This is a genomic window from Sporolituus thermophilus DSM 23256 (genome assembly GCF_900102435.1).
Taxonomy (GTDB): domain Bacteria; phylum Bacillota; class Negativicutes; order Sporomusales; family Thermosinaceae; genus Thermosinus; species Thermosinus thermophilus.
In genome coordinates, this window is the sequence record NZ_FNBU01000013.1 from 29,232 (window position 1) to 49,078 (window position 19,847).

General features: G+C 54.1%; 18 protein-coding genes and 1 riboswitch. Of the genes, 17 read left to right on the forward strand and 1 reads right to left on the reverse strand.

Annotated features, from left to right (window positions below; genetic code table 11):
- Positions 1-7 precede the first annotated feature (7 nt).
- From argB to glmS, 11 genes are all read left to right on the forward strand, one after another.
- On the forward strand, positions 8-895 hold the full coding sequence (argB, locus tag BLQ99_RS08930; protein ID WP_093690178.1) for an acetylglutamate kinase: 888 nt from the start codon (positions 8-10) through the stop codon (positions 893-895).
- Positions 896-900: 5 nt separating this feature from the next.
- Entirely contained in the window at positions 901-2,100 is a 1,200-nt protein-coding gene (locus BLQ99_RS08935) for an acetylornithine transaminase (protein WP_093690180.1), read from the forward strand.
- Between the two features lie 65 nt (positions 2,101-2,165).
- Positions 2,166-3,092 carry an ornithine carbamoyltransferase gene (gene argF, locus BLQ99_RS08940; RefSeq protein ID WP_216093651.1) on the forward strand — a complete coding sequence of 309 codons (927 nt, stop codon included), beginning with the start codon at positions 2,166-2,168 and terminating at the stop codon, positions 3,090-3,092.
- 27 nt (positions 3,093-3,119) lie between these two features.
- A complete protein-coding gene (locus BLQ99_RS08945) occupies positions 3,120-4,340 on the forward strand; it encodes an argininosuccinate synthase (RefSeq protein ID WP_093690184.1) in 1,221 nt (406 codons plus the stop codon).
- The gene (gene argH, locus BLQ99_RS08950) at positions 4,333-5,748 is read left to right on the forward strand and encodes an argininosuccinate lyase (protein WP_093690186.1); all 1,416 of its coding nucleotides are present in this window, start codon (positions 4,333-4,335) and stop codon (positions 5,746-5,748) included. The genes BLQ99_RS08945 and argH overlap by 8 nt, the downstream gene beginning before the upstream one ends.
- 44 nt (positions 5,749-5,792) lie before the next feature.
- On the forward strand, positions 5,793-6,866 hold the full coding sequence (locus tag BLQ99_RS08955; protein WP_093690188.1) for a branched-chain amino acid aminotransferase: 1,074 nt from the start codon (positions 5,793-5,795) through the stop codon (positions 6,864-6,866).
- A gap of 171 nt (positions 6,867-7,037) precedes the next feature.
- The gene (cdaA, locus tag BLQ99_RS08960) at positions 7,038-7,862 is read left to right on the forward strand and encodes a diadenylate cyclase CdaA (protein ID WP_093690190.1); all 825 of its coding nucleotides are present in this window, start codon (positions 7,038-7,040) and stop codon (positions 7,860-7,862) included.
- Complete coding sequence (locus tag BLQ99_RS08965; protein WP_093690192.1) at positions 7,852-8,772, forward strand: CdaR family protein; 921 nt, start codon at positions 7,852-7,854, stop codon at positions 8,770-8,772. Before cdaA ends, BLQ99_RS08965 begins: the two co-directional genes overlap by 11 nt.
- Before the next feature lie 15 nt (positions 8,773-8,787).
- Positions 8,788-10,380, forward strand: coding sequence for an NAD(P)/FAD-dependent oxidoreductase (locus BLQ99_RS08970; protein WP_093690194.1), 1,593 nt, complete (start codon positions 8,788-8,790; stop codon positions 10,378-10,380).
- A gap of 32 nt (positions 10,381-10,412) precedes the next feature.
- The gene (glmM, locus tag BLQ99_RS08975; RefSeq protein WP_093690196.1) at positions 10,413-11,753 is read left to right on the forward strand and encodes a phosphoglucosamine mutase; all 1,341 of its coding nucleotides are present in this window, start codon (positions 10,413-10,415) and stop codon (positions 11,751-11,753) included.
- Between the two features lie 318 nt (positions 11,754-12,071).
- Positions 12,072-13,901 (forward strand): glutamine--fructose-6-phosphate transaminase (isomerizing), encoded by a 1,830-nt coding sequence (gene glmS, locus BLQ99_RS08980; RefSeq protein WP_093690198.1) that lies wholly within the window; start codon positions 12,072-12,074, stop codon positions 13,899-13,901.
- A gap of 67 nt (positions 13,902-13,968) precedes the next feature.
- Here the strand turns inward: glmS and BLQ99_RS08985 are convergent, their stop codons facing one another.
- On the reverse strand, positions 13,969-14,742 hold the full coding sequence (locus BLQ99_RS08985) for an epoxyqueuosine reductase (RefSeq protein WP_093690200.1): 774 nt from the start codon (positions 14,740-14,742) through the stop codon (positions 13,969-13,971).
- 170 nt (positions 14,743-14,912) lie between these two features.
- Positions 14,913-15,090: riboswitch (cobalamin riboswitch) on the forward strand.
- A gap of 144 nt (positions 15,091-15,234) precedes the next feature.
- On the opposite strand from BLQ99_RS08985, the gene BLQ99_RS08990 reads away from it, so the two are divergent.
- From BLQ99_RS08990 to BLQ99_RS09015, 6 genes are all read left to right on the forward strand, one after another.
- Complete coding sequence (locus tag BLQ99_RS08990; RefSeq protein ID WP_171904640.1) at positions 15,235-16,224, forward strand: TIM barrel protein; 990 nt, start codon at positions 15,235-15,237, stop codon at positions 16,222-16,224.
- Positions 16,212-16,835: a MotA/TolQ/ExbB proton channel family protein gene (locus BLQ99_RS08995; RefSeq protein WP_093690204.1), complete on the forward strand. Its 624-nt coding sequence runs from the start codon at positions 16,212-16,214 to the stop codon at positions 16,833-16,835. Before BLQ99_RS08990 ends, BLQ99_RS08995 begins: the two co-directional genes overlap by 13 nt.
- Positions 16,832-17,242 (forward strand): ExbD/TolR family protein, encoded by a 411-nt coding sequence (locus BLQ99_RS09000; protein WP_093690206.1) that lies wholly within the window; start codon positions 16,832-16,834, stop codon positions 17,240-17,242. Before BLQ99_RS08995 ends, BLQ99_RS09000 begins: the two co-directional genes overlap by 4 nt.
- Positions 17,243-17,245: 3 nt before the next feature.
- Entirely contained in the window at positions 17,246-17,920 is a 675-nt protein-coding gene (locus BLQ99_RS09005) for an energy transducer TonB (RefSeq protein WP_093690208.1), read from the forward strand.
- Between the two features lie 123 nt (positions 17,921-18,043).
- Positions 18,044-18,391 (forward strand): hypothetical protein, encoded by a 348-nt coding sequence (locus tag BLQ99_RS09010; protein ID WP_093690210.1) that lies wholly within the window; start codon positions 18,044-18,046, stop codon positions 18,389-18,391.
- Between the two features lie 231 nt (positions 18,392-18,622).
- Entirely contained in the window at positions 18,623-19,792 is a 1,170-nt protein-coding gene (locus BLQ99_RS09015; protein ID WP_093690212.1) for an MFS transporter, read from the forward strand.
- Positions 19,793-19,847 lie beyond the last annotated feature (55 nt).

The window sequence follows — 19,847 nt, forward strand, 5'->3', positions numbered from 1 at the left end:
GAGCGGCATGATTAATTTTGTGGAAAAAGCAGCGGTGCTCATCGAAGCACTGCCCTATATCCAAAAGTTTGCCGGCAAAACCATCGTCGTAAAATATGGCGGTAATGCCATGATTAATGAACAGCTGAAAGCGAAGGTCATCCAGGATATTATCCTGATGAAGGCAGTAGGCATGCGGTTGGTCGTCGTCCACGGCGGGGGACCGGAAATCACGGCGATGCTGAAACAGGTGGGCAAGCAGTCTACCTTTGTCAGCGGCCTCAGGGTAACAGACGCGGAGACGATGGCGATCGCGGAAATGGTCCTTGTTGGCAAAACCAATACCGAGATCGTCAGTTTATTGAATAAGTATGGTGCCAAAGCGGTAGGATTAAACGGCAAGGATGCTAGTCTAATTGTGGCGCAAAAACATTTGGCCAAGGTCTACGATGGCGATGCGGTCAAAGAAGTTGACATCGGCTTTGTTGGCGATGTGGCCCAGATTAATCCCGGTATTTTGTTTACCCTGCTGGAACAGGATTATATTCCGGTAATTGCCCCGATTGGCGTCGGTATAGGCGGTGAAAGCTACAATATCAATGCCGATTACGTAGCCGGGGAAATTGCCGGCGCCCTGGCAGCCGAGAAACTACTGCTGCTTACTGATGTCGAAGGGATTTACCGGGATTATCATGATAAAGCTACTTTTATTTCCACCCTTACCTTAACCGAAGCGCAGGCGATGATTAAACAGGGTACCATTGACGGCGGCATGATTCCCAAGGTGGAGGCCTGTCTTAAAGCACTGGCAGGGGGAGCGCGGAAAACACACATTATTGATGGCCGCCAACCCCATTCCCTGCTGCTGGAAGTTTTCACCGACAAGGGCGCCGGTACCGAAATCGTCAAAGGGTAAAAGGAGTGAGCCGCGTGGATAAAGCTGAAGTGCAAGCTATTGACAAACGGCATTATATGCCGGTGTTTAGTCGTTATGATGTAGTGTTGTCCCATGGTGACGGGCCGTATGTGTATGATACCGAGGGCAAAAAATATCTGGACTTTTTGGCCGGTATCGCGGTGAACGTGCTGGGGCATGCCCACCCGGCGTTAGTGGCCGCCATTACTGTGCAGGCCGGCAAGCTCATTCATTGCACCAACCTCTACTATACGGAAGAACAGGCCAAGCTCGTGCAAACGTTGGCTCAGCTAAGCGGACTAAATAAGGTATTTTTGGCCAATAGCGGCGCGGAAGCGAACGAAGGGGCGATCAAGCTGGCCCGTAAATATGGCAAACAGCTAAATGCCGACCGGGTAGAAATTATCACTGCCGAGAATTCTTTCCATGGCCGCACGCTGGCCACCTTGACGGCGACGGCCCAGCCTAAATACCAGCATGGCTATGAGCCGCTGCCGCCAGGGTTTAAATATGTGCCGTACAATGACTTGGCGGCGCTCGAACGCGCCCTGTCCGCTAAGACGTGTGCCGTCATGCTGGAACCAATCCAGGGCGAGGGCGGGATTAACATTCCTGATGACGGTTATTTGCAGGGGGTCCGCGAATTGTGCGATTCTTACGGCGCCCTGCTGATTTTTGACGAAATTCAAACCGGTATGGGCCGTACCGGTAAAATGTTTGCCTACCAGCACACGGATGTTAAGCCTGACATTCTTACCGTAGCCAAAGGATTAGGCGGCGGTGTGCCAATCGGCGCGATATTGGCGACCGACCGAGTGGCTTCGGCCTTCGGTCCCGGCGATCATGGTTCGACTTTTGGCGGCAATCCGCTCGCCTGCGCCGCCGCTAATGCCGTGTTAGCCGTTATTACTTCGGAAGACTTGCCAGGCAATGCGGAGCGGACGGGGCAGTATATGCTGGGCGAGCTGGCCAAACTGCAGGCTAAATACCCGGCCATCATCAGCGAGGTACGCGGCAAGGGTTTGATGATTGGTGTAAAGTTAAGCCAACCTGGCCGCGAAATTGTCAATAAGTGTTTGGAGCAAGGTGCGCTGATTAATTGCACGGCCGGCGATGTGCTCCGTTTCGTCCCGCCGCTAACTATTAATAAGGAGCATGTTGATGAAATGATTGACATTTTAGATAAAGTAATTGGCAGTTTATAGGAAAAATATTTTGACATAAATATACATGTGATTGTATTATTATAAAATGGGGGAGGCCAGTGGTCATGAAGGGGAAACATTTACTGTCTGTTCATGATCTGTCCCAGGCTGAAGTGAACCGGATTTTTGCCCTGGCAAAAACCCTTAAAAACAAACAGCGGCAAGGTGAAGAACATCAGCTGCTTAAGGGTAAAACGCTTGCCATGATTTTTCAAAAAGCGTCTACCCGTACCAGGGTGTCATTTGAAGTGGGGATGTGGCAGCTTGGCGGCAAAGCCTTGTTTTTAAACGCCGGCGATTTGCAGCTTGGCCGGGGCGAGCCGGTGAAAGACACGGCCCGGGTTTTGTCCCGGTATGTGGATGGCATCATGATTCGCACCTTTGCCCACGACGAGGTAGTGGAACTGGCCCGTTACGCTACCGTCCCCGTCATCAACGGCCTGACCGACCTTTACCACCCCTGCCAGGCTTTGACCGATATTTTCACCGCCTGGGAGTTTAAAGGCGAGCTGCAAGGCAAAAAACTGGCCTATATTGGTGACGGGAACAATATGGCAAACGCGCTTCTGGAGACTTGCGCCAAAGTAGGCATGCACATGACCGTTGCCACCCCGCCTGGCTATGAGCCGCCAGCCGCTGTCCTGGCTGAAGCGGGCAATGATGCGCGCTTTACCGGCAGCCGGCTAGAGATTGTGGCTGATCCTTTTGCCGCGGCCCAGGACGCAGACATACTGTATACCGACGTATGGGCCAGCATGGGGCAGGAAAAGGAACAGGTCGCGCGGCGGGCCGCTTTTGCCGGTTATCAGGTAAACAGCGAACTATTGAAGGTGGCCAAACCGGACGCGATTGTCATGCACTGTTTGCCGGCCCACCGCGGCGAAGAAATTACCGATGAAGTAATGGAAGGATCGCAATCGGTAGTTTTTGATCAGGCAGAGAACAGACTTCATGTGCAAAAAGCAATTTTGGCGTTACTACTGGGAAATTAGATTTATATATATTGAGGAGGCATTAGTATGAGCGAAATTAAAAAAGTGGTGCTGGCCTATTCCGGTGGCCTCGACACATCGGTCATCATTCCGTGGCTGAAAGAAAACTTCGGCTGTGAAGTCATTGCCATGTGCGCCGACGTCGGCCAAGGTGACGAATTGGCGCCTATCCGGGAAAAAGCGATCAAATCGGGCGCCAGCAAGGTCTACATTGAAGACCTGAAAAAAGAGTTTATCGAGGGTTACATTTGGCCGACCCTGAAGGCCGGCGCGGTGTATGAAGGCAAATACCTGCTTGGTACCTCCTTCGCCAGACCTATTATTGCCAAAGCGCTGGTGGACGTGGCGCGGAAAGAAGGGGCGGACGCCGTAGCGCATGGCGCTACCGGCAAAGGTAACGACCAGGTCCGGTTTGAACTTACCGTCAAGGCGCTGGCGCCACACCTCAAAATCATCGCCCCCTGGCGGCTGTGGGACATTCGCTCGCGGGAAGACGCCATTGACTATGCCGAAAAGCATGGCATCCCCGTGCCGGTGACGAAAAAGCGCCCCTATAGCATGGACCGCAATATCTGGCATCTCAGCCATGAAGGCGGCGATTTGGAAGACCCCTGGAACGAGCCCAAGGACGACGTCTATCTTGTAACCACTACGCCGGAAAAAGCGCCGGACAAGCCGACCTATGTCGAGATTACTTTTGAAAAGGGCGTGCCGGTGGCGGTAGATGGCGAGAAACTTGATGCGGTGGCCCTGCTGGAAAAAGTAAATGCGCTGGGCGCCGCTAACGGCATTGGTATTGCCGACATTGTGGAAAACCGGCTGGTCGGCATGAAATCGCGGGGGGTCTATGAGACGCCGGGTGGCGCTATTCTCTATTATGCCCACCGCGAACTGGAATACCTTACCCTCGACCGGGCCACACTCCACTTTAAGGAACAAGTGGCCATCCGCTATGCCGAACTGGTCTATGACGGCATGTGGTATTCGCCGCTGCGGGAAGCGCTTGATGCTTTTGTCGAGTCGACCCAGCAGACGGTCAGCGGCGTGGTTCGCCTCAAACTGTATAAAGGCAATATCATGAGCGCCGGCGCTAAATCGCCCTATTCGCTCTATCACGAAGGGTTTGTCACTTTCGGGCGGGATGAGGTTTACAACCAAAAGGATGCCGAGGGCTTCATCAATCTGTTCGGCCTGCCGCTGAAAATCCGCGCCCTGATGCAGCAGAAAGAGGCGAACAAGGATGAGTAAACTGTGGGGTGGCCGCTTTACCAAGAATACCGATGTCGCGGTGGAGGAGTTTACCTCCTCCATTTCCTTTGATTGGCGCTTGTACCGCGAGGACATTGCCGGCAGCATCGCCCACGCGCGCATGCTGGCCAAATGCGGGATTATCACCGCGGACGAGGCTGACCAGATTATCGCCGGACTTAAGTCCATTCTCGCCGATATTGAAACAGGCAACTTCAGCTTTGAGACGGCGCTGGAAGATATCCATATGAACATCGAGCGGCGGCTGACCGAGCGCATCGGGCCGGTAGGCGGCAAGCTGCATACCGCCCGCAGCCGCAACGACCAGGTAGCGCTGGACACGCACATGTATCTAAAACGGGAAATCGCCGCCATCGCCCGCCTGCTGTGGGACCTGGAAGCGGCCTTAGTCGAAACGGCGGCCAAACATCCTGATGTCATTATGCCCGGCTACACACACCTGCAGCGGGCCCAGCCCATCCTGTTCGCCCACCATATGCTGGCCTACTTTTTCATGCTGGCCCGCGATTTCAGCCGTCTCCAGGGCGTGTGGGAGCGGACCGACCTCATGCCGCTCGGAGCCGGGGCTCTTGCCGGCACTACTTTTCCCATCGACCGCTTCTATGTAGCCGAGCAGCTGAAATTCGCCCAAGTGTACGATAATAGCCTTGACGCGGTCAGTGACCGGGACTACATCATCGAGTTTCTGGCTTTTGCCTCCCTGCTTATGCTTCACCTCAGCCGCCTCAGCGAGGAAATTATCCTCTGGTCGACGGCCGAGTTTGCATTTATCGAGCTTGACGACGCCCACTGCACCGGCTCGAGCATCATGCCCCAAAAGAAAAATCCTGACGTGGCCGAACTGGTGCGGGGCAAGACCGGGCGGGTGTATGGTCACCTGATGGCGCTACTCACGGTGGTCAAGGGTCTGCCGCTGGCCTATAACAAGGACTTGCAGGAAGACAAGGAAGCCTTGTTCGATACCATTGATACCGTCAAATTCAGTCTCCAGGTGTATGCCGCCATGCTGCGGGGCATGCGCGTCTTAGGCGAGCGGATGAGCGAAGCTGCCCGGCAGGACTATGCCAATGCCACCGATATGGCCGATTACCTGGTTAAAAAGGGCCTACCGTTCCGCCAGGCTCATGAAGTAGTGGGGAGGTGCGTGCGGTACTGCATCGATGCCGGCAAAGGGTTGACTGACCTGTCGCTGGCCGAATTTAAACAATTTTCGCCGTTGTTTGAAGCCGACATTCTTGACGCCATTCAAATCGAAACATGCGTGTCAGCCCGTAATTCATATGGTGGCACTTCGTCCGCCCAGGTGACACACCAGTTACAAAAAGCTAAAGATGTAATGACGCGACAGCAAGCTGTGCTTGACATGTATACAAAAGGCAATATATAATGGTGGTAATAGATTCCAGACAAACAGTTGGGGAGGCTGTCACCATGAGCAATATTGTCGTACACCGGGTTGACGAGCCTGGCGTGCTGCCGGACGAAACCAAACTTGGCTTTGGTAAGATTTTTGCTGACCATATGTTCGTTATGGACTATGAGACAGGCAAAGGCTGGCATAATCCGCGCATTGAGCCCTATGCCGAGTTTCCGCTTTATCCCGCGGCAATGGTTTACCACTATGGCCAGGCCATTTTCGAGGGGATGAAGGCTTTCCGGACGGTGGATAACCGCATCGTTATTTTCCGTCCCAAAGACTACCTTAATCGCTTCAACCGCTCCGCCGACATTCTCTGCATTCCCAATATTGATGTCGATTTAGTAAACGAAGGGCTTAACAAGCTCATTGAAATTGACAAGCATTGGGTACCGGGTAGCTTAGGCACCGCGCTGTACATTCGCCCCTTTATCGTTGCCACTGACCCTTATGTGGGCGTTAAATCATCTGACACATTCAAATTGTTTATTATCACGTCGCCGGTTGGCGCTTATTATGCCGCCGGGTTTAACCCGGTCAAGATCAAGGTTGAGGACAAATATGTCCGTGCCGTGCCCGGCGGCATCGGCGAAGCCAAGACTCCCGGCAACTACGCCGCTTCCCTCCGCGCCGGCGTCGAAGCCAAAAAGGAAGGCTTCGACCAGGTTTTGTGGCTGGACGGCATCGAGCGCCGCTATGTTGAAGAAGTTGGCACCATGAACATATTCTTCAAAATCCGGGGCGAGCTTATTACGCCGGCCCTTAATGGTAGCATTCTCGCCGGCGTCACCCGCCGAACGGTGCTTGAAATCGCGCAAGAACTGGGTATCCCGGCAGTGGAACGCCGTATTGCCATCGACGAAGTCTTTGAGGCCCATGCCAAAGGCGAACTGGAAGAAGTATTCGGCTCTGGCACGGCCGCGGTTATTTCGCCGGTCGGTCAGCTTACCTGGAAAGGGCAGACCATCATCGTTAACGACAACAAGACCGGCGAAACTTCACAAAAACTGTACGAATATGTTACCGGCCTACAGTACGGCAAAATTGCCGACAAGCATGGTTGGGTGGCAGAGGTCACCAAGCTGTAAGCGGCTGGTTTTCCGCAGTGTCATTATGCTTCAACGAAAATCCTCCCGTTTTACGGGAGGATTTTTCAGTATTCGTTTAATTTTTTTATACCTGGTCGTAATTTATAAAAGGTTTTATCTCATGTGGGGTAGAATAAAACGTAAAGGACTTTTAGGTGAGGTAATTTTTTCATGCTGCTGCAGATCAGGGGCATTCTTTCCACGATTACCCTGCTGGACATCGTGGACATTTTAATTGTCGCATTTGTTTTATATAAACTATATTTTATGATTAAAGACACGCGGGCAGTGGCGCTGCTTAAGGGCCTGGTCGTGCTATTGTTTGCCACGCTGGTCAGCAAGTGGCTGGGCCTTAATGTCATTAACTGGCTGCTGCAAAAGACCTTCTCGGTCTTGCTCGTTGCCCTGCCCATTGTCTTTCAGCCCGAACTCAGGCGAGCCCTGGAACAGCTCGGCCGGGGCGGTTTTTTGCGCAAACGCGCTCTTCTTAACGAGGAAGAGACCGCGCGGCTCCTGGAAGAATTGGCTAAAGCCGTTAAGGTGCTGGCCCAAAATAAAATTGGCGCGCTGCTTGTCATTGAACGGGAAATTGGCCTTAATGACTATATTGAGACCGGTCTAAAAGTGGATGGATTGGTATCAAGTGAATTTATTATCAATATTTTTATTCCTAATACGCCCATGCATGACGGCGCGGTTATCATCCGCGGCAACCGCATCATGGCCGCCGGCTGTTTACTGCCGCTGACTGAGGATTTGTCGCTCAGCAAGGAACTTGGTACTCGCCACCGCGCCGCCATTGGCATTACCGAACAGACCGATGCCGTCGTTGTCGTGGTGAGCGAAGAAACGGGAACCATCTCTCTGGCCCGCGGCGGCCATCTTATCCGCTATTTGGATACGGAGACGCTGAAAGAAAAACTAAAACCCCTCTTCGCCACCAAAAGTTCGGCGCTAATTGATTTTCTGAACTGGAGGTGGCCCCATGGCCGGTGAGCAGGGACGGAATCTTACGGCGAAAATTTTGGCCGTCATCTTGGCCATCATTTTGTGGCTATATGTAATGAACGAGCAGAACCCGCCAATTGAGGCCACTTTTACCGTCCCGCTGGAAGTGCGGAATGTGGCGGGCGGCTTGGTTGTGGAAGATGCGCCTGATACGGTGCGGATCAAGGTGCGCGGGCCGCGCAGCATTATCGCCGGGGTAATGACCAAGGATCTTAAATCGTATATTGATTTGCGAGGGCTCGGGGAAGGACAGCATAATGTCCGGGTAGCGGCGGCCATTCCCAGCAGCCTGAATTTAGTGGAAGTCTCGCCCGATAAAGTTACCGTGCGCCTTGACACGTCCATTAGCCGACAGGTGCCGGTGGAAGTAAGGCTGACCGGCACGGCGGCGGCCGGCGTAGTTGTCGGCAAAGTGACGGCGCGGCCGGAACAGATCACGATTGAAGGGCCGAAAAGCGCCGTTAATGCCGTGGAAAGGGTGGTTGCCATTGTCGATCTTAGCGGTAGGCAGGCCGACTTTACCGTCGATGTGCCGCTTAAACTCTTTAGCCAAAACGGCAAAGAAGTGCAGGGCTTGACGGTTTATTCCGATAAGGTAACGGTTACTGCTACTCTGGTCAAGGGCCCGAGTAAAAAGACCGTCGATGTCAAACCCATCATCTACGGCGAACTGGCCAGTGGCGTGCAACTGACGCGGATTACGACCGAACCGGCCAAAGTGGAAATAACGGGCGACAGCCGGGAAATTGAAAAGATTGATTTTATCTATACCGAACCGGTTAATTTGGCCGGCATCAACCGGGAGACAACGCGGGAAGCTAAACTGCAGCTGAAAGAAGGTATTGTTGCATCGCAAGGCGCCGTTACCGTGCATATTATAGTAGGAACCAGACAATAGAAGGAGAAAATGACGTTGTTACGCATAACTAACCTGCGCGTTGCCCTAAACGATGACAGGCCGCTTGCCCGAATTGCGGCACAGCGGCTCAAGCTGCCAGCTGAGCATATTGAAGAAGTGGTCATTTTTCGGCGGGCGCTTGATGCCCGCCGAAAAAATAATATTAACTTTGTGTATACCTTGGATGTACGGGTCGGTATCCCCGAGGGCCAGGTATTGGCCCGGTTGGGCGGTGACCGTGACGTGGCCAGCGTGGCTCAAAGCGTACCCGAGCCGGTCATGCCTGGCCCACATAAACTGGACAGTCCGCCCATCGTGGTGGGGATGGGGCCGGCCGGTCTGTTTGCGGCGCTTGTCTTGGCTGAACATGGTTACCGGCCGCTTGTTTTCGAGCGGGGACGCGACGTGGATCGCCGCACGGCCGATGTGGCCCGTTTTTGGGAAACGGGTGCGTTTGATCCGGTGTCGAACGTTCAGTTTGGCGAGGGTGGGGCCGGCACTTTTTCCGACGGCAAACTTACGACACGGGTGACCGACCCGCGGATGCGCCAGGTGCTGGATACCCTTATTGCCGCTGGCGCACCGCCGGAAATCCGCTATCTGCATAAACCGCACGTAGGTACCGACCGGCTGCGGGAAGTGGTAAGGAATTTGCGCCGGCGGATCATCGACCTTGGCGGACAGGTGCGATTTGAAACGCCGGTAATTGACATCACGGTGAAGCAAAGTCGCCTGACCGGGCTGACGGTGGGCGATGGCCGCCACTTTCCCTGCAATGTGGCGCTGTTTGCCATCGGCCACAGCGCCCGGGATACCTACGAAATGCTCTACCGCCGCGGGGTGGCGATGGAAGCCAAACCGTTTGCCATCGGCGTACGCATCGAACATCCTCAGCCGCTTATTGACCGGGCCCAATATGGTCCCATGGCCGGTCATCCCCAATTGGGGGCGGCTGATTATGCCCTGGTTTACCACGATAAAAAGTGCGGGCGCACCGCCTATTCTTTCTGCATGTGTCCGGGCGGCGTGGTCGTGGCTGCTGCCTCGGAAGCAGGCGGAGTGGTCACCAACGGCATGAGCTACTACCGGCGTGACTCGGGGGTAGCCAATAGTGCCCTGGTGGTCAATGTGAATCCTGAAGACTATGGCAGTCATGTTTTAAGCGGCATCGAACTGCAGCGGCATTATGAAATGCTGGCTTTTCGCGCGGGTGGCGGCGGCTACCGCGCGCCGGCACAAACGGTTGGCGATTTTTTAACTGGCCAAAGCGCCCGCTACCTGGTAGCGCCTACCTACCGGCCGGGTGTAGCGCCGGCTGACCTGCGGCAATGCCTGCCCCGCTTTGTGACCGATACGCTGGCTGGGGCCCTGGTTGATTTTGGCCGCAAGATTAAAGGGTTTGATCACCCCGGCGCGGTGATGACCGGCGTGGAGACGCGGACTTCGGCGCCAGTGCGTATTCTGCGGGGCCAAGACTTTGTATCGGTCAACCTTGGCGGGCTATACCCCGTTGGTGAAGGCGCCGGCTACGCGGGCGGCATCATGAGCGCTGCGCTGGACGGCTTAAATGCCGCACTGGCCGTTATCAGCCGCTACAGTCCCAATTAAGTTTAGCAAGGATGAAGGGAGCAAGAGTATACATGGCAAGACTATTCGGCACCGACGGCGTGCGCGGCGTCGCCAACACGCAGCTTACGCCGGAACTGGCCTTCCGCCTGGGGCGGGCGGCTACTTTTCTGTTTGGCGAAGAACATGAACGCCCAACTGTTTTAATTGGGCGCGATACCCGCATTTCCGGGCATATGCTGGAGGCCGCCCTGGCGGCCGGAATTTGCTCGGCCGGCGGCGAAGCCGTGCTGCTTGGCGTAGTTCCCACGCCGGCCGTTGCTTATCTCACTCGGAAATTAAACGCCCAAGCCGGCGTTGTCATATCAGCTTCCCATAATCCCTATCCGGATAATGGCATTAAATTTTTCGCCGGGACCGGTTACAAGCTGCCTGACGCCGTAGAAGACCGGCTGGAAGAGCTGGTACTGACCCACGAAGACAACCTGCCGCGTCCGACAGGGGATAAGGTGGGAATGATTATACACCGCCATGACCTTATTCAAGAATATGTCGCTTATGTCGCCGGCACTGTTGACACTGATTTCCGCGGGCTTAAGATTGTGCTCGACTGCGCCAACGGGGCGGCTTACGAGACGGCCCCCATGGTGCTTAGACGGTTAGGGGCCGATGTTGTCGTCTTAAACGACACACCGAACGGTACGAATATCAATGATCATTGCGGTTCAACCCACATCGGGGGCCTGCAACAGGCGGTAACCGCCCACGGCGCTCATCTGGGCATCGCCCATGACGGTGACGCCGACCGCTGCCTGGCCGTAGACGAGAACGGTGAAGTGGTGGACGGCGACCAAATCATGGTCATTTGTGCCCTTGACCTCCTGCGGCGGGGGAAGCTGGCAGATAACACGCTAGTGGCGACGGTCATGAGTAACCTGGGACTGCATCAGGCCATTAAACAAGCCGGCGGCAAGGTGCTTGTCACACCGGTCGGCGACCGCTATGTCCTCGAGGCCATGCGGGAAAAAGGGCTGGTTCTTGGCGGGGAGCAGTCAGGCCATATTATCTTTAGTGACTACAACACTACCGGTGACGGCATCCTGACTGCCCTGCAGCTCATTGCCAACGTCCAAAAGACAGGCAAGAAGTTGTCTGAACTGGCGAAGGTGATGACCCGGTTTCCGCAACTTTTAGTTAACGTCCGGGTCAAGTCCAAGGAAGGTTGGCAGCAAAACGAGCGCATTGCCGCGGCCATTCGCGAAGGCGAGGCGGCCTTGGGCGAGGCTGGCCGCATCCTCGTCCGGCCTTCCGGCACTGAGCCGCTTATCCGGGTAATGGCCGAAGGGCCGGTTGCCGCCGAACTGGAGCGCATCGTGAGCGCCATCGCCGATGTTATCCGTCAGGAACTGGGTTAGTTGACCAAATGCTATGGTTATAGTAGTATATGAGAGGAGCACTGCGGTGCTCCTCTGCATATATAGTAAAGTAATGAGTATTGGAGGTGAGAAATGGATAGACGGTGAAATTTCGTCAAACACTAGACGATAAAAGCGCTGGCGCTTGCGGCTGGTGGCCGCAAGCAGACGAGGAAGAGGTTTATCGAGCAGTCAGCGGATGCCTCTCGGCTCACTGCGGTCGTAAGCCGGCCGACAAAACTGCGAGGCGACTTGCAGGACAAAACGGCGGCGGCAGCAATTTACCGACCCTATTTTGAATTTTGGGAGGAACATTGCATGTGTGGCATTGTAGGCTATGTAGGTCCGAAACAGGCCGCTCCCTTTTTGCTTGAAGGCCTGACGAAACTGGAGTACCGCGGCTACGATTCGGCGGGCATCGCGGTCTTTGACGGCAATAAAATCAATGTGGAAAAGAGTGTGGGCCGCCTAAGTATTTTGCAAAAAAAGGTAGAAAACCACATGCCGGTGGGGACCATCGGCATCGGCCATACGCGCTGGGCGACGCATGGCCGGCCTTCGGATGTCAATTCCCACCCCCACACCGACTGCACGGGCCGGTTTGTCGTAGTGCACAACGGGATCATTGAAAACTACCTGCATATCAAAGAACGGCTCATCGCGAAAGGCCATGTTTTCGCATCGGAGACCGATACCGAAGTTGTGGCCCACCTCCTCGAGGAATATTACACCGGCGATTTTGAGGCGGCCGTGAAAAAGGTGCTGGCCGAGATTGAGGGTTCGTACGCCTTGGCCTTTATGTGCCAGGACCATCCTGATAAACTTATCTGCACGAAACAGGACAATCCGCTCGTCATTGGACTGGGCGAAGGCGAAAACTTTATCGCCTCCGACATCCCGGCGATCATCAACCGGACCCGTAAGACCTATATTCTAAGCGACGGCGAAATGGCCATCGTCACCAAAGATTCGGTATGGGTCATGAACCGTCAGGGCGTGCCGGTGACGAAAAAGATCTTCGAGGTGAATTGGGATGCCGAAGCAGCCGAAAAAGGCGGCTACGAGCACTTCATGATCAAAGAGATCTACGAGCAGCCCAAGGCCATCCGCGAGACGATGACCGGCCGCCTGGCCAAAGACGACAGCCGCGTTGTTTTCGACGAACTCAAGTGGACCAAGGAAGATGTGGCCAATATTAAAAAGATCGTCATTACTGCTTGCGGCACGGCCTTCCACGCCGGGATTGTAGGCAAGTACTATCTGGAGCAGCTTGCCCGCATTCCCGTTGAGGTCGATATTGCCTCCGAGTTCCGCTACCGGTCGCCGCTGACGGACGAACACACCCTGGCGATCGTTATCAGCCAGTCAGGGGAAACGAGCGACACCCTGGCCGCTCTCAAAGAAGCCAAGCGGCTGGGCGCCCGTACCCTTGCCATTACCAATGTGGTCGGCTCGTCGATTGCCCGGGAGGCCGATCAGGTAATCTATACTTGGGCCGGTCCGGAAATCGCCGTTGCCTCGACCAAGGCCTATACAACCCAATTGATAAGCGTGTTCATGCTGGCCCTTTATCTGGCAGAACTCAAGGGAACGCTGCCGCCCGAACGCATTCAGGAGCTCATCAAGGGTCTGCGCGCCCTGCCCGGCCAGGCCCATGAGCTGCTCGAAGACGTGGAACCGATCAAGACCTTTGCCCAGCAGTACGGCTTCAACGAAGACGTTTTCTTCATTGGCCGCTCCCTCGATTATGCCGTCGCCCTCGAAGGTTCGCTCAAATTGAAGGAAATCTCCTATATTCACGCCGAGGCCTATGCTGCGGGTGAACTCAAACACGGCACCTTGGCCCTGATCATCGAGGGCGTGCCGGTCATCGCCCTGGCCACCCAGCATGACGTTTATGAAAAAATGCTGAGCAACATTAAAGAAGTCAAGGCGCGGGACGCCGTGGTCATCGGTATTGCCATGAAGGGCGACGAAGAAATTAAAAAATACGTTGACCATACCATTTTCATCCCGGCTACCGATAAATACCTTGCGCCTATTCTTGCCGTCATCCCCCTCCAGCTGTTGGCCTACTACGCTGCCGTTACCCGCGGCGCCGACGTGGATAAACCGCGCAACCTGGCCAAAAGCGTGACGGTGGAATAGCCAAAAAAGGCAGCCCGACAGCATAATGTCGGGCTGTTTCTCTGATATGACCGATAGGGAGTGAGGTTTAGCGGCCGGGGATCCGGTCTTCGCAGGGGACGGCGGTCTGGCATTTGCCGCAGCCGTAACGGGGGGCGTAGCGTGGTTTGATTTCGTTATCCAAGTATTCGGAACAAATTTGGTGGTTTTTGCCGTTCTCGTCAATAGCCACAGGCGGGCAGCGGCGGATACACACGCCGCAACGGGTGCAGTATTCATAAATTTCCCGATAAGGCCGCACGGTTGGCTCAAGTTCCAGGCTGGTGACGATGCTGCCGACCCGGCCGGCCGAGCCGCGGGCGGTGATGAGCGAACAGTTCAGGCTTAAGGTCCCAAGTCCGGCAATATAGGCCACGTGCCGCTCCGACCAGTTGCTGCGCTTATTTATTACCTGATACCGCGCGTCCAGGGCCGGAGCAACCGCCTGCCCGCCCATATCCTTTACCCAGTTCACGAGAAATTGCCGCAGTGCTTCATTGAAGAGTTCGCCCTCGATCCGGCCGTATAGCCATTCGGTGGCCGGAAGCCCTTTACTGCGGTTGGCGATGCGTACCGCCGCGGTGAAGGGCAGGAAATAGGAAATTACCGTTTTCGCGGCGGGAAGCCACTCGCGCGGTAAGAGATGGTGGGGCCCGATGACGGTTTCTTTTTTTAATTCTGCGAATAGCGGGTCGTCGGCAGCGGCGATGCCGATCAGTGGCGAATCAAAGATCCGCAGGCCGCCGAGCGGTTCTACTACATTCAGGGGACTTTCCAAGGCAAAACGATTAACCTCTTTGGCGATATCCTCCAAAAGCAGCATGATTCACCTCGTTATTAGTAATAGGTTAGTCAATCCTAATTACATTATAATGTATAAGTGTACGAATTGTATCGTAAATTTGCCCCCAAAGTAATTGGTGATAATAATAAATAACCGGGAAGCGATTTGACGCCGTAAACCCAAGATGATAAAATAATCGCAGGAGTTAAAACTGAATAAGCGGGTTAGGTGCCCGTAGGGCTTAATAGGGAAGACCGGTGCAAGACCGGCGCGGTCCCGCCACTGTAATGGGGAGCGAACCAAATTATACCACTGAGGCCAGGCCTTGGGAAGGTTGGGGTAGCTATGAGCCAGAGCCAGGAGAACTGCCTAACTGACAATCACCGCATGACCCACGAGCGATGGGGAGGGGATTATCTAGCGCTAGTACATAATGCGTTCTTATCCCGGCTGTCATGGGCCGGGATTTATTGTTAGGAAGTTGGCGGCTTTTCAGGCTTATGCCCTGTGGCGGTTATGGGGGATAAACTATTGATACAGCTATGTAATTTGTCTACATACGAGGACGATCTACGCACTTTTGACCGTGACGGCAAAATTTTGCATAATTTTTTGCATGAGCATGATCTAGCAGGACTGGAACTATTGATTGACCAGCCATGGGAAGAACGGATAGTTCCACGGCACCTAATTAAAGGGGTCCATCTGCGTTATTGGTCTAACTGGCTGGACTTTTGGCTGGGCGACAGGCAGCAGTTAGTATTGCAATTCGGTAATGAAGCGAACATCGTGAAGCATTACGGCGGAGCAGACCGCGCGATACTGGTCGAAAACTACCGGGCGGAAATCCAAAAAGCTATTGCCACAGGAGCCGAGTATGCCGTTTTGCATGTAAGCAACGCCCGGTTTGGGGAACTTTTTACCTACGACTTTGGCTACAGCGATGAGCAGGTAATTAATGGGACGATTGAATTGGTTAACGCCGTCATGGACGGTATAAAAAGCAATATCACGATCTTATTTGAAAACCTTTGGTGGCCTGGTCTTACCTTGTGCGACGCGAAGCTGGCCGCCCGTTTACTGGAAAAGGTGAATCATCCCTATAAAGGGTTTATGTTGGATACGGGACATTTGATGAATACCAACACGGCACTACGCACCCAGCAGGAGGGGATTAATTATATCTTGGCAACGCTTAAAAAGCTTGGCGAACTAAAAGAAGCTATCCAAGGCATTCATTTGCACTCTTCACTGTCAGGCAAATATGTACTCCGGACGATAAAAACAGCAGACGGTTCCTTTGACAAAAACCGGATTATGGCTCACATTCTGCAAATTGACCAGCATCGCCCGTTTGAACACCCTGATGTACATAGGATCGTTGATTATATACAACCCCGGTATTTGGTGCACGAATTTACGTTTCGCTGTCGCGCTGAATTGTCTCAGTACATAAGCACCCAGCAGGCGGCGCTGCAGGGGAATATTTTGGCACGAGGTGAAGTATCATGGAATTGTTAGGCCAAATAGCCGCTCTTTTTCAAAAAGGCGGATTGGTTATGTATCCTTTATTGGCTTGCTCCATTATGGTAATAGCAATAGTTATTGAACGCTGGCAGTATTATCGTACCGCTGAAACAAGCGATGAGTTTCTTGCTCTCCTGGAGAAAAAGTTAGGCGAGGACCAATGGCAGGAGGCCATGGCTTTATGCGAAAAAACGAGCGGAATAACGCCCAGAATTATTTTGAAAGTATTGCAAAAGGGCGTTCTTGACCCGGCGCTTCTCCAGAACGCACTGGAAGGTGCGGCCGCATTGGCAACTGCCCGTTTGCGGGACCGGCTCAGCTACTTGGAAACCATCGTTACGTTGGCGCCGCTGCTAGGGCTTTTGGGCACCGTTATTGGCATGATAAACTCTTTTAGCATTATGGCCATCAGATCCGGACAGCCTCACGCGATTACCGGCGGGGTAGGCGAAGCATTAGTTGCGACTGCGGCCGGACTATGCGTAGCCGTCATGGCGCTGGTGGCCCACAGCTATTTCGCGCAGCGCCTGGACCGAATCATTACCGGCATGGAGATGGCATTTACCTGCTTACTGGATGCGGCGGGGCGGAGGAAAGTAGGATGAAGCTGAGGAATTTGCGCCTTGAACGGCAGCCCAAACTCATGATAATACCAATGATTGATATTATCTTCTTTTTACTGGTGTTTTTCATGATGAGCACGTTATATATGGTTGAGCAGAAGACCATTCCGGTTGCTTTGCCGCGGGCGGCAGCGGCTCAGGCCGATATGCAGAAACAGGTAGCCATCACGGTTACCGCCCAGGGTACGATTTTCTTTGAGCGGGAAGAAGTCCCGCTGGCGCTTTTGGGCGCCCGGATACAGGCCGAGCTTGAACGGTCGGCAGACACTTCGTTTGTCCTGCGGGCAGACCACCAGGCTGAATATGGCAAAGTTATCACGGTGCTTGATGAGCTGAAAAAGGTCGGCGTTCGCCGGATTGCCATTGCGGCCGAGGCTAAGCCGAGGTGATTTATGATGGAGCAGTCACGGTGGCGACGCGCCCTAATCGTTTCCGGTTTTGTTAACTTCTTGCTGCTAATCGCGATAGGGTGGATGGCGGATTACTTTCCTGAGGGGCGGGATGCACCTTTGGAAGTAGACATTATTGCTCATGCCGGGATCACGTCCAGTATACCGGCGGCTGTTTCGCCAGTATCCTCTTTGCCGCCAACCCCTGATGCGCCGACGACAGCGCAGCAGTCGCAACCCGCCTTGAATATGGGCGAAGGGCAAAAAAACGGAGACGTAGCCGAAAGTGCGCAAAGCAATAGGGAAGGAAGTACGCCGCTTGCTGCGTCTGGCGCGATAACGAGCGATCCGGGCCAGGCTGCGGGGGTGGGGCCTTCTGCCGGGGTAGGGCGGAAAAATATACTGCCGCCACGCATTTTGCGAAAAACCGAACCGACCTATCCGGAACAAGCCAGGCGCCAGGGCTGGGAAGGGACGGTTCGGGTTAAAATTGAAATAACGGCAGAAGGGCGGGCCGGTAACGTATGGGTTGTCGGCTCTTCCGGCTATGAAATATTGGATAATGCGGCAGTTCAGGCCGTGCGCCAATGGACTTTTGTGCCGGCTAAGGACGAGAACACCGGTTTTCCCGTTTCCTGTATTACGTCATTGTCCGTCGCTTTCCGCCTAAATTCGTAATCCTTACCGTCAGATGGTTGGCGGCCAATGCCCGTAGCCAGATAAAGGCATTATATGAATAGACCCATTTTTACATAACTTAACGCGGCGGCGGAAATGATACAAAACGGGAGGTCAAAACAAATGGCTCAGCCTGGACGCAGACAAGGGTTTCTATCCTTTTTTAGCGGCTTTATTGTTGGCGTGCTTGCCATGGTTGGCGTTTTATACTTTACCGCCCCGCAACTTTTGCCGCTACCGCAGCCCAAACCCGAGACCCCGACCAAAGCGCCTTACGAGTATTATGTGATTATTGATGAAGCCACCGGGGCAACAATCATGTATGTATCGGTCGTAACTGTCAACCCCGGTGATGAACTGATTACCGAAGACAATAAACGCTATGTTGTGGTCCGGGTGGAGGAAAACCGGGCTTACGCCCGTTATGTGGAAGATGTAAAGGTCAGAACGAAAAGAGAACCAGCGCCGTAATTTATGGGTATACGATGCGACAATTGGCTAACAGACAGTAATGACCCAGTAGTTGATTAAGCTCGGCCGCTACTGGGTATTTTTTGCATTTTCCCCGCCGGTGAAACCCCAGCGGGGCTAGATATTAAGTAAAATATTCGATATTATAGGATTAGACTTCCTCTCTTACCAATTGCTTTTACGGTTTACCGGTCATGTGCAGGGCGATTCGGCGGTGGAAGGAATGAGACAATGGCAGTTAGGGATAGTGCGGATAGCTTGCGGGAACGGCTGTGGACCAGAGATTTTATTTTGATTTGCACGATTAACCTGCTCATCTTTTGCGGCTTTCAGATGCTGCTGCCGACTTTACCGGTTTATGCCAAGCACTTGGGCGGCAGTGACGCCGCGGCCGGCTTGATCGTTGGCATCTTTACCGTCGCGGCGGTCATAATGCGTCCCGTGGCGGGGCAAGCACTGGACTATTACGGCCGCAAGGGCATTTTCCTGTCCGGACTGGCCGTCTTTATCAGCGCGGTGTTGGCTTACATCTGGGCGCCGTCGCTGGGGATCCTGCTGTTAATCCGCTTTATCCACGGCTTTGGCTGGGGCGCTACCAGCACAGCCGCCAGTACGGTAGCGGCCGATATTATTCCCAAAGCCAGGCTGGGAGAGGGGATGGGATATTTCGGCTTAACTACGACGGCTGCGATGGCTTTTGCCCCGGCATTAGGCCTCTACTTAACCAGTCATTTCAGTTTTTCCGTTTTATTTTTGGTATCTGCTTTTATCGTGACGATAGCCGCTGGGTTGGCCCTCAGCATTGGTTACCGGCACATTAACGCCGCTAACGCCAAAACGGTTCTGCTGGAAAAGGTGGCGCTGCGGCCGGCGTTGGTGATCTTCTTTGTGACCATGACCTATGGTGCGATCGTAGCTTTTTTGGCGCTCTATGCTGCCCAGCAGGGCATTGGCAATATCGGCCCCTTTTTCACCGCTTATGCCACCGCTTTGGCGGTAGCCCGGCCGCTCGCCGGACGGCTTGCCGACCGGCGCGGGTTCGATATTGTCGTCATTCCCGGGCTGGTTTTGGTTATGGTAGCCATGTTCTTGCTCTACCTGGCGCAGGGTTTGGCCTGGTTCTTAGCGGCAGGCATCGTGTACGGCGCAGGTTTTGGCGCGGTGCAGCCCGGTTTGCAAGCCATGGCGGTCCTGCAGGCGCCGCCAAACCGGCGGGGGGCGGCCAACGCTACTTTTTTTATTGGCTTTGATCTTGGCATTGGCTTCAGCTCGGTGATCTGGGGCTTGGTATCCCAGCTAACCGGTTATAAGACCATGTATCTATGGACCATGGCCCCGGCCTTATTGGCCTTATCCGTATACATTGTCTTTGGGCGCCGGACGAGCCAGTTAACTCAGTGATCATTATTGTCGCCGCGCAAGGATAGCGGGGACCGCACGGGGAAACATAAAACAG

What these genes read in the sequence shown, in the direction of transcription:
- argH (WP_093690186.1), top strand. Translation starts at nt 4,333, where the DNA reads ATGAGTAAACTGTGGGGTGGCCGCTTTACCAAGAATACCGATGTCGCG.
- BLQ99_RS09000 (WP_093690206.1), top strand. Translation starts at nt 16,832, where the DNA reads ATGAAGCTGAGGAATTTGCGCCTTGAACGGCAGCCCAAACTCATGATA.
- BLQ99_RS08995 (WP_093690204.1), top strand. Translation starts at nt 16,212, where the DNA reads ATGGAATTGTTAGGCCAAATAGCCGCTCTTTTTCAAAAAGGCGGATTG.
- BLQ99_RS08945 (WP_093690184.1), top strand. Translation starts at nt 3,120, where the DNA reads ATGAGCGAAATTAAAAAAGTGGTGCTGGCCTATTCCGGTGGCCTCGAC.
- glmM (WP_093690196.1), top strand. Translation starts at nt 10,413, where the DNA reads ATGGCAAGACTATTCGGCACCGACGGCGTGCGCGGCGTCGCCAACACG.
- BLQ99_RS09010 (WP_093690210.1), top strand. Translation starts at nt 18,044, where the DNA reads ATGGCTCAGCCTGGACGCAGACAAGGGTTTCTATCCTTTTTTAGCGGC.
- BLQ99_RS08965 (WP_093690192.1), top strand. Translation starts at nt 7,852, where the DNA reads ATGGCCGGTGAGCAGGGACGGAATCTTACGGCGAAAATTTTGGCCGTC.
- BLQ99_RS08955 (WP_093690188.1), top strand. Translation starts at nt 5,793, where the DNA reads ATGAGCAATATTGTCGTACACCGGGTTGACGAGCCTGGCGTGCTGCCG.
- BLQ99_RS08985 (WP_093690200.1), bottom strand. Translation starts at nt 14,742, where the DNA reads ATGCTGCTTTTGGAGGATATCGCCAAAGAGGTTAATCGTTTTGCCTTG.
- argF (WP_216093651.1), top strand. Translation starts at nt 2,166, where the DNA reads ATGAAGGGGAAACATTTACTGTCTGTTCATGATCTGTCCCAGGCTGAA.
- cdaA (WP_093690190.1), top strand. Translation starts at nt 7,038, where the DNA reads ATGCTGCTGCAGATCAGGGGCATTCTTTCCACGATTACCCTGCTGGAC.
- argB (WP_093690178.1), top strand. Translation starts at nt 8, where the DNA reads ATGATTAATTTTGTGGAAAAAGCAGCGGTGCTCATCGAAGCACTGCCC.
- BLQ99_RS09005 (WP_093690208.1), top strand. Translation starts at nt 17,246, where the DNA reads ATGATGGAGCAGTCACGGTGGCGACGCGCCCTAATCGTTTCCGGTTTT.
- glmS (WP_093690198.1), top strand. Translation starts at nt 12,072, where the DNA reads ATGTGTGGCATTGTAGGCTATGTAGGTCCGAAACAGGCCGCTCCCTTT.
- BLQ99_RS09015 (WP_093690212.1), top strand. Translation starts at nt 18,623, where the DNA reads ATGGCAGTTAGGGATAGTGCGGATAGCTTGCGGGAACGGCTGTGGACC.